5 protein-coding genes are annotated in these 8938 nt (G+C 68.6%); all 5 read right to left on the reverse strand.

Annotated features, from left to right (window positions below; genetic code table 11):
• The coding region (locus ACIQ87_RS39950; protein WP_402417142.1) for a reverse transcriptase/maturase family protein at positions 1–1057 on the reverse strand (1057 nt) is incomplete at its 3' end.
• Between the two features lie 422 nt (positions 1058–1479).
• A complete protein-coding gene (locus ACIQ87_RS39955; protein WP_402417143.1) occupies positions 1480–3165 on the reverse strand; it encodes a SpoIIE family protein phosphatase in 1686 nt (561 codons plus the stop codon).
• A gap of 1275 nt (positions 3166–4440) precedes the next feature.
• Positions 4441–5619 carry a hypothetical protein gene (locus ACIQ87_RS39960; RefSeq protein ID WP_402417145.1) on the reverse strand — a complete coding sequence of 393 codons (1179 nt, stop codon included), beginning with the start codon at positions 5617–5619 and terminating at the stop codon, positions 4441–4443.
• A 5-nt stretch (positions 5620–5624) separates the two neighbouring features.
• Complete coding sequence (gene fxlM / locus ACIQ87_RS39965; protein WP_402417146.1) at positions 5625–7715, reverse strand: methyltransferase, FxLD system; 2091 nt, start codon at positions 7713–7715, stop codon at positions 5625–5627.
• A gap of 23 nt (positions 7716–7738) precedes the next feature.
• Positions 7739–8836, reverse strand: coding sequence for a lanthionine synthetase C family protein (locus tag ACIQ87_RS39970; RefSeq protein WP_402417148.1), 1098 nt, complete (start codon positions 8834–8836; stop codon positions 7739–7741).
• Positions 8837–8938: the final 102 nt, after the last annotated feature.

The raw sequence follows: 8938 nt of genomic DNA on the forward strand, positions 1-8938 counted from the left end.
TCTCGTAGCCGAGGAATCTGGCAGCCTGTGTTCTGGCATGGGTGACCAGGGTCTTCTCCTCGGACAGTTCCAGTTTGAGGTCATCGCGCAGGAACCGTGCGAGGCGCTGTTTGATCTCGTCGGCTTCGGCCTTGGGCCCGGCGAACCCGAGGAGGGTGTCGTCGGCGTATCTCACATAGCGCAGGCGACGATATCCCGGGTCGTTCATGTCCTGACTCGGGAGAGAATGAAGTCGTTTGCGCAAGGCGCGCACGGCGGTACGGTCTCCGCGCCTTCGTGCACGCTTGATAGCGTCTCCGACCCTGCGGTACTCGGGGTTCCTCGCCCTGAGTCCGCCTCGGGTGTGCTCCGGCATGAGAACTTTCTCGACGAAGGTGTCCAACCGGTGCAGGTAGATGTTGGACAGGATGGGCGACAGGACACCGCCTTGCGGAGCGCCACTCAGCGTGGCATTCCAGTTCCAGTCCTCCAGGTATCCGGCTTTGAGCATGTTGCGCACAAGCCGCAGGAACCGGTTGTCGTGGATCTTCTCGGCCAGTGTTTCGAGCATCGCCCGATGGTCGAGCGCGTCGAAGCACTGGGCGATGTCGCCCTCGATGAACCAGCTGGTCCCGGTCCAGGTGCGGACCACCTCGCGCAATGCGGTGTGGCAGCCCCGACCAGGGCGGAATCCGTGGGAGTGGTCGGAGAACTGCGGCTCGTAGTACGCCTCCAGCAGGAGGCGCATCACCTCGCCGACCAGTTTGTCCGTCCAGGACGGCAGGCCCAGCGGCCTTCGTTTCCCGTTCTTCTTCGGGATGAAGACCCGCTTGACCGGCTTGAACCGGTGGCGCTCGTGGCGCATCGCGTCGATGACGCGTCCGATCTTCGCCAGTGACATGCCATCCGCGGTTTCCCCTGTCGCCCCGGGTGTCATTGCCCCCTTGTTGGAGTAGATGCGCCCGTAGGCCACGAGATACAACTGCGGGTTGAACATCTGCCGATAGAGTTCGTTGCACGGCAGGCCTCGCCTACCGCGTTCACGGAGGATATCAAGTACCGCTTCGGCGCTCTGCATTACGCATACCTCCCGGTTCCGTTGATATCCGGTCACCTGTGTCCCTTGGCCCTGTGGACGGCTTTCCCGTCCTCCCTGGCAGGTCGTGACTCCTGCGACTACTACGGACACTCCGTCACCATGGGGCTCGCGCCCTTTAGGTGATCCCCTGTTCGTCCTGGTTGTACGTGCTAGCGGCGACTTAGGCGCCCCACTCATCTCCTTGAATGTCCTCGCTGGGCATCGCCCCGCTCCCCGGAGTTGCATCGGCGTTCGAAGGACCTGACGCAGGGAGTGGCACCGGTTTCGGATACCTTTCCGGCGGATCTGTCTTTGAATCGACTGGAGATTAGGGTTCAGGCAATCCAGCTTTCGCCGTATCGCGCGGGTCCCGCGGCGCACCGTCCCTGATATCTGGACCCGGCCACCGCTTCACTGGCATGCTACGGTCCCCTTAGTCTTTCGACGCCAGGTAAGCCATTGGACCCAGGAATAACCTCCGAATTCCTCCCGGCTATGCCGGGGATACAACCAGGCGCTTTCAGGGCGCACTCGAACCAGACGACCTTGCCCACTGTCTTGCGGGCGGTGCCCCAGCGCTCGGCGAGCTTGGCGACTACGGTGAGGCCGCGGCCGGTTTCGCTGAGCTGTTCGGCCGGCTCCAGCGAGGGCAGGTTGTGATTGTCGTCGCTGACCTCGACCAGCAGTTTGTCCACTCGGATCAGCTGCAGCTGGACGCGGTCCCGGGCGACCCGGACGGCGTTCGTCACCAGCTCGCTGACCAGCAGCTCGGTGGTGTCGCTGAGCGCTTCCAGATGCCAGCCGGCCAGCTGCTCGCGGACCAGCGCGCGGGCTCGGCGGACCTCGCGGTGGTCCACGGTGAGGTCCCAGGTGGCCACCTCGGACGGGGCGACGCCGTCGAAGCGGGCCACCAGCAGGGCGACGTCGTCCATGCGGTAGTCCGAGTGAAGCCGCCGCAACACCTCGTCGCAGGCCTGCTCGGGACCCTGCTCCGGGTTGATCAGACTGCCGCAGAGCGCGGCAAGGCCGGTACCTATCTCTCTGTTCCGGTCCTCGATCAGGCCATCGGTGCAGAGCACCAGCATCGAGCCGTCCGAGACGTCGATGGTCTGGGCGAGAAACGGGACTCCGCCGACGCCGATCGGTGCGCCGGTGGGAAGGTTCAGCAGTTCGTTGGTGCCGTCCGGGTGCACCAGGACGGGCGGGATGTGTCCGGCGCTGGCCAGCTCGCAGGTCCGGTTGATCGGGTCGTAGACCGCGTACAGGCAGGTCGCGAGATGGTCGTCGCCGAGCTTCTGGGCGAGGTTGTCCAGGTGGCGCAGTAGCTGCGCGGGTGGCGTATCAAGACTGGCCAATGCGTGGACGGCGGAACGCAGCCGCGCCATCGCCTGTGCAGAGTGCAGCCCATGCCCCATCACGTCGCCGATCACAAGGGCAACCCGGCTGCCGGGCAGCTGGATCGCGTCTAACCAATCGCCGCCCACCCCTGTGCTGGGCCCGCCTGGCACGTAGCGGTGAGCGATCTCCACGCCGGGGATCTGTGGCGGACTGGCCGGGATCATCGAGCGCTGGAGCACTGCGGCGACCTTGTACTCGGCGCGGTACAGCCGGGCGATGTCCAGTGACAGCGCGGCACGGGTGACAAGATCGTAGAGGTAGTCGACGTCCATCTGGTCGAAGCGCTCACGACTGCCAAGCCGGATGAGCTTGACCACACCGATTGCCATGCCGCGAATGGACAACGGGAGCACCAGCACCGAGCGGCCTACCACCACCGAGGTGAGCTCTGACTGGCCAACGGACCTTGCATACCCGGCCGCCGCTTCTGGGCGAATCACCGAGATCAGAACGGGCTTGTTTTCTTGCAGTGCCCGACCTGGCGGGGTTGATCGGGGAGCCGCGAGCAATGTTCCCGAGGTTGAGCTTCCGCCCCATTCCTCAGAGGACTTGTCGAATGCGCATGCGATCCTTCGCAATAGCGTTTGATCGTCTGGTCGATTCTTGGGTAACTCGAAATCATCTGTCAGGCTGGCAATCAGGTCCACTGAGACGAAGTCGGCTACCCGCTGGAACAGCAGCTCGCTCAGTTCGTTCCCTGTATGATCCATGTCGGGGATTGTTCCTACTCGCTGCCCGAACTCCCGGTTCAGAGCCATACGGGCGGACTCGAGTCCGACCCGTGATGGTCCGGATCGGTTCGCTGACCGCTCAGCTGCGAGCGCTGCCTCTGCTGCTAGGAGCCGAGCCTCCAGTCGCACGCAACGCTCCTCCGCGGCATGCTTGAGCGATTGTGCGCGGGACAACTCGGAACGAAGCGCTTCAAGTTCAGCCTTGAGACCCAGCAGTTCATCCCGGACTTCATCGGCTACCCCTGGATCGGTGAAGAGCTCAAGGGCGCCCACACCGGAAGCGTAGCGGGTGGCAGCCCAGTCAGCTTCCAGTTGGCGGTAGCGCTGCTCGGTCTGGTGAGCTTGCGCTTCAGCGGCTCCAAGGCTCGGAGCAAGTGCCGCTCTCTGGCACTGGCCAGGTGTAGCTCTCGCTCGGCTGACCCAAGATTCTCCCGAAGTTGTTCGACCTCGTGGCGCGAGGCGTTGCGGACCCGCAACGCCTCCATCCTCAGGCGGCGCGCTTGGTCTTGGACTTCAGTGGTTACTGGTTGCCCGCTGATCTCTGACACGTGGCGTAGCAGCTCGTCGACGAAGTCCCTGGGGGCGATGCGCTGACCGCTGAAGTACCGAGAGACTGATCCCTTGTCGCGGTTGCAGCGGGCTGCGTATCGGGTGAGGGTCGTGTTCAGGGCGGTGAAGAGCTGTGTGAGGAACTCGACGAAGGCGTGAACCTCCAGTTCCGCTGGCCCAGTAGGCTCCGCAGCCTCTCCGAAACGCCGGTCCAGCATCCGTGGCCCCCTTTTTTCGGACCGCTCAACCGTTGCAGCTGGTTGGCAATCGTTGTCTGTGGCGCAACAACCACGTCGCTGGAGATCCTAGACCAGGATATTCGCCCTTTTAGCTGAAAGGAGCTTCATGCTCGCCCCTGCCCTTCGTCACCTGATGTGCCAGAAAGTCGTCATTGTCGCGCTGGGGCTGATCCCTGTGGTGATGGTGACGGCAGTCTGCCTGCCCGCGCTCCTGCTCCTCCCCCTCACTCCTTCCGGGATGGCTCGTACTTCGACGCTGATTACTCTTCTGAGGGATTGGACCGACGCAGTTCTCACAGGTCCGGCGGGGACTCGCCGAAAGCAGGCACGTACTTGAACGCCCGGGTCGATAGGCGGCGAGGTCGCGTCGTGCTTACCGACGATGTCGGCGCCACCGCCCTCCATACGTGGCCGGTGTTCGAGTGCGCAGGGCCGGCCGTCGGCACAGGGCGCGGCAAGTGCGCACTCAAGCACCGGAGTTGGACGGGTTCGCGCGAGCGGAGGTGACTGACGATGATGCCGTTCGAACGTGGCGCTCAAGCGGATTCCCTCCGGGCGAGCCCGGGTCGAACGGGGACTTTTCGAGCACCCCGCGCGCGTGCTCCAACGCCTCCTCCAGCCAGCTGCGCAGGGCGTCCGGCAGGGTGGCGGAGCCCAGTGCGCAGGCGGCGAGAGCCCGTTCGAGTGCCGCGCCCTGGACCGGGTCGAGGCGGCGTCGGACGCCCTCGTGGGTGAGAAAGTCGCGCAGTGCGTAGCCGTCGCCGGATTCACCCGTTCGGCTGGTCAGGTGGGCAAGGAGGTTTCGGGCGGCGGGTGTGTCGGGGTCGGCGGTGTCGAGGGCGGTCAGAGAAAGGCGGGTGGTGAAGACGGCCAGGCCCTCGTCCGGTTCGAAGGCGAGGCAGTGGCCGATCGCTCGGTCGGCTGCCCGCTGGTCGCCGGGGCGGCACAGTGCGGTGAGCACTGCGGTGACCGCGTCCTCCCACGGGTCGCCGGACTCGGTGTCCGCCAGCAGGGCGAGGGCGCCGGGCAGGTCGCCGGTGGTGGCGTGGGCGAGGACGGCGACCTGGCGGCCGTCGAGGATGCGCCGGCCGATGCCGCGGTGTTCCTCGATGTGGCGCAGGGCCTCGCTCCAGCGCCCGGCGGCGGTGAGGGCGCGGGTGCCGTCGGCGATCACCACCCGCCACAGCCATGCCCGCACCTCGGCGCGCTGCTCGTCGGTCCGGGTCAGGTTGGCCGGGACGATGATGCCGTCGAGGACGGTCTCGGTAGAGGTGGTGACGGCGTGATAGAGGTCGAGGAGGAGTTGGTGGCCGCATTGGTGGTGGCTGGCGCGGATGTGGAGGCGGGCGAGGTTGACGATCGGCTCAAGTCCGCGGATGGCGCTCATCGCCGGGAGCGGTCCCCGGGGCAGGTAGAGGTCGGCATGGCGGTGGCACAGCTCGCGGCCGTACTCGGGCAGGCCGAGATCTGAGGCGAGCAGCGCTGCCTGGTTGAAGACGGTGGATGCTTGGCCCGGATCTGCCTGCCGGGAGGCCGTGTCGGCCAGCTCGCAGAGCCGGCCGACACGGGCGTTCAGGGGCAGGCACGCGGGCCGGATTCGGGGTACCAGCGGGAACCGCTGGGCGACGGGTCCGGTCGGGTGCACGGCGGCTACTCCCAGATGACGGTGATCGGGTGGTTCGGGCGCTCCAGGACGAAGCGGTCGGCCGCCGGGTCGGCGGCGCCGGGGGCGTCGGGGAGGGCGATGCGCAGGGTCCGGTCGCGGAAGCCGGTGTTCCAGACGCGGATCTGCTCAGCGACGAGGTCGGAGAGTGCGGCGCCGTCGGGGCCGTGGCCGATCACGCCGGTCTCGTAGGTCTTGCGGCCCTCGGCGGTGGGCTCCCCGGGGCGCAGGGTGAGGTAGGCGAGGGAGCCGTCCTCGACGGTGGCCATGGCGCCCCAGCCGAACATCGGGGTGACGATGCCGCGTTCGCGCGCGGAGCCGGTGACGCTCATCCGCATCAGGGAGTTGGGCAGAGTCAGGGCCAGCCACAGGTCCTGGTACTCATACGTGGTGCCGCCGGGGATGGTCACCCCGGTCCAGGTCTCGTGGCGCCGGCTGCTGAGGACGCCGAGCAGCAGGGAGGCGTCGACCGCCTGGTCCTGGTCCTTGTGGACTTGGAGGGTGACGTCGCCTTCGCCGGTGAGCTGGACGGTGCGGCGGGCGTCGTCCATGCTGCCGCGAAGCGGCATGAAGACCGCGAGCTGGTCGTCGACCGACACCCAGCCGTCCGTGCCGCGCTCGAAGGCGATCACCCGGCTGGCGGTGCCGCGCAACCGCAGCGGCAGGACGATCCGGCCGGTGGGCTTGACCTGCTCCAGCCACGAGGTGGGCATCTCGCTGGTGCTGACGGTGGCGATCAGTCGGTCGAACGGGGCCGCGGCCGGGTGGCCGAGGGCGCCGTCGCCGAGGATCGCGTCGACATTGGTGATGCCGGCGTCGGCGAGGTGCTTACGGGCGCCGTCGACGAGGTCATCGTCCACGTCCACCGCCACGACCTGCCCGTCCGGGCCGACGATGCGGCCCATGTAGGCGGCGTTGACGCCGGTGCCGGCTCCGGCCTCGAAGATCCTCTCGCCGGGCCGGGCGTCGAGCTGCTCCAGCATCAGGGCGACGATCGCGGGCTGGGAGGCGGCACTGATCTGGGTGCCGGAGACGTCGGCCTTGGTGTAGGTGGGGCTATCCGCGTAGGCGGCCTCCAGGGGGAAGCCGGGCAGGAAGTGCTCGCGGGGCACGGTGCGGAAGGCGTTCTCCACCGCGGCGGTGCGGATGGCGCCTTGGGCGAGCAGCCGGTCGGTGAGGGCGGCGCGCAGTTCCTCGGCGGTCGGGGAGGCGGAAGCGGCGTCGCTGCTGAGCGTAGTCATGTGGGTGACCTTAGTAGTGGTGCGAATGGTGGCCATCGAGGGTGCGGGGCCCTCGTCGGAGTGGAAGACGGCGTCCAACGCCCGTGCGGCCATGGCGGCTTGGTGGTCGACCGGCAGGCCGGCGCGGTTGGCGTGGAAGAGGAGGTGGTGCGCGAGGACCGCCCGGAGCCCGCGGGTGAGGTGGCCGTCGCGGGCGAGGCGGGCGAGGTCCTGCCCTGCCTGTTCGAAGGCGTGGACCCAGCCGCCATGGTGGGCGAGCGGGTTGGTGTCGCGCGTGAGCGCCCAGGTGTCGAGGCGCATCAGGTGGCGCATCGCGGCGGTCAGGGTAACCGCGCGTTCGGGGGCCATGGGCGAGGGGGTGTCGCGGTGCATCGCGAACTGGGCCCAGACGTCGCCCTGTTCGTACCAGTCGAGTCCGGCCGCGCGGAGCATGGCGGAGATGAGGACGACGAGTGTCTCGGTGCGGCCGAGGGCGGGCGGGTTCGGCTCGGCGGCGCGGGCCAGCAGGTGGCGGCTGTCGGCGTGGAAGAGGCGATGGGCGATCTCCATGGCCTCGGGGCCGCCGAAGGCCTCGGTCTCGGGCTCGTAGATCACGTTGGCCCAGCCAGTGAGGAGGCCCTCCTCGGTGAGGGTGTCGAGCAGGGAGGAGAGGACGGGTACGGGGGCGGCGGCCCGGTAGCGCAGTCGCAGGCCCTTCTTGCGCATGTACCACCAGATGTCCAGGTCGCCGTTGTTCTGGGTGAAGGTGAGTACGGGGGCCAGGTGGTGGGCGGCGGTCTGTTCGACGGTGGCGGGGTCGGCGAAGGCGAGGTCGTGCTGGATCCAGCCGGTGGTCATCAGATCGGTCCTCGGTCGGGTGGTCAGGAGATGAGCAGGCAGGCGTCCCAGCGGGTCGCGGGGGCGGCGCCGGTGGCGAGAGCGAGCAGAGCGAGGGCGGTGCCGGCGGCGCCTTCCAGGAAGGCCGGCCCCGCGGTCGCCAGAACGTGGCGGGCCTGCTCGTCAGGGTCGGCGTGCGGCGGGTGGGTGGTGTCCAGGAGCAGGGCGGCGGCCGAGCGCAGCCGGCCGGCGTTGCGCGGGGAGGCGTCGGCGAGGGCGCGGTGGGCGATGTGGGCCAGGCCGGTGTAGCCGTGGCAGGCGGACAGGTCGGTGGTCGCGGCCAGAGCCTTCGGGTCTATCAGTGCGGCGGCCAGGGCGCTTTCGGCGTCGTGGCGCAGGTGCGGGTCGTCGAGGGCGAGCGCGGCGAGCTGCTGGGCGCGGGCGATGCCGGCGGTGCCGTAGCACCAGCTCGGTCGCTGCGGCGGCAGTGGTCTGCGGTCCGGGCCGGTCAGGTCTGCGGGGGTGATCCAGTACGGCCAGGCGTGGCCGTCGCGCCAGCGCTCCAGCCAGACCAGGATGGTGCGGATCGCCTCGCGCTGGCCGTCGACCTCGACTCCGCGCCGCAGCGCGAGGGCGAGGAGCGCGAGCGGCCCGGCGATCCCGTGCGCGAGACCGGAGTTGGCGTGCCCGCCGGGGAACCGCTCGTCCCTCTTGCCGGACGGGCCGGCCAGGGTCCACCAGCCCGGCAGGACCTGCCCCTCGTGCTTGACTTCATCGGTCAGGCGGACCATGCAGGTCAGGACCCGCCGGGCGGCCTCGCCGTCGGGGGCGCGGCGCAGGAGGATCGAGCCGAAGCCGGCCAGCCCCCGGATCGTGTCGAACTCGGCGAGCTGTGGCAGGTCGCCGCGCTCGGCCCGGGCCTTGGCCTGTTCGCAGCGGCGTACCGCGTCGGCGGCCACGACCTGGTCGAGGTGGTCCAGGGCGCGCTGGTAGGAGCCGGGGCTGGCTTCGGCGGCGCAGGTGAGGGCGTGGGCGAGCGCCGGGGCGCCGTAGTAGAGGCAGCTGTCCGCTCCGCTGGTGAGCGGGACGCCAGCCGCGACTGACAGCCAGGCCGTCACCGGCTCCCACGGGCCGAGGCCCATGGCGGCGCCCTCTCTGTCAGCCTTGGGTGAGACATCCCGCCTTGTCGGGTTAGCCTGAGAGGGCCCGAGTAGGAGTTTCACCCCTGATGACCAGCACCAACC

The sequence above is a fragment of the Kitasatospora sp. NPDC096204 genome (genome assembly GCF_044763205.1).
Classification (GTDB): domain Bacteria; phylum Actinomycetota; class Actinomycetes; order Streptomycetales; family Streptomycetaceae; genus Kitasatospora.

Bases quoted from the DNA above. Each gene is read 5' to 3' on its own strand.
- ACIQ87_RS39955 (WP_402417143.1), bottom strand. From the start codon at position 3,165: ATGGATCATACAGGGAACGAACTGAGCGAGCTGCTGTTCCAGCGGGTA.
- fxlM (WP_402417146.1), bottom strand. From the start codon at position 7,715: ATGACCACCGGCTGGATCCAGCACGACCTCGCCTTCGCCGACCCCGCC.
- ACIQ87_RS39970 (WP_402417148.1), bottom strand. From the start codon at position 8,836: ATGGGCCTCGGCCCGTGGGAGCCGGTGACGGCCTGGCTGTCAGTCGCG.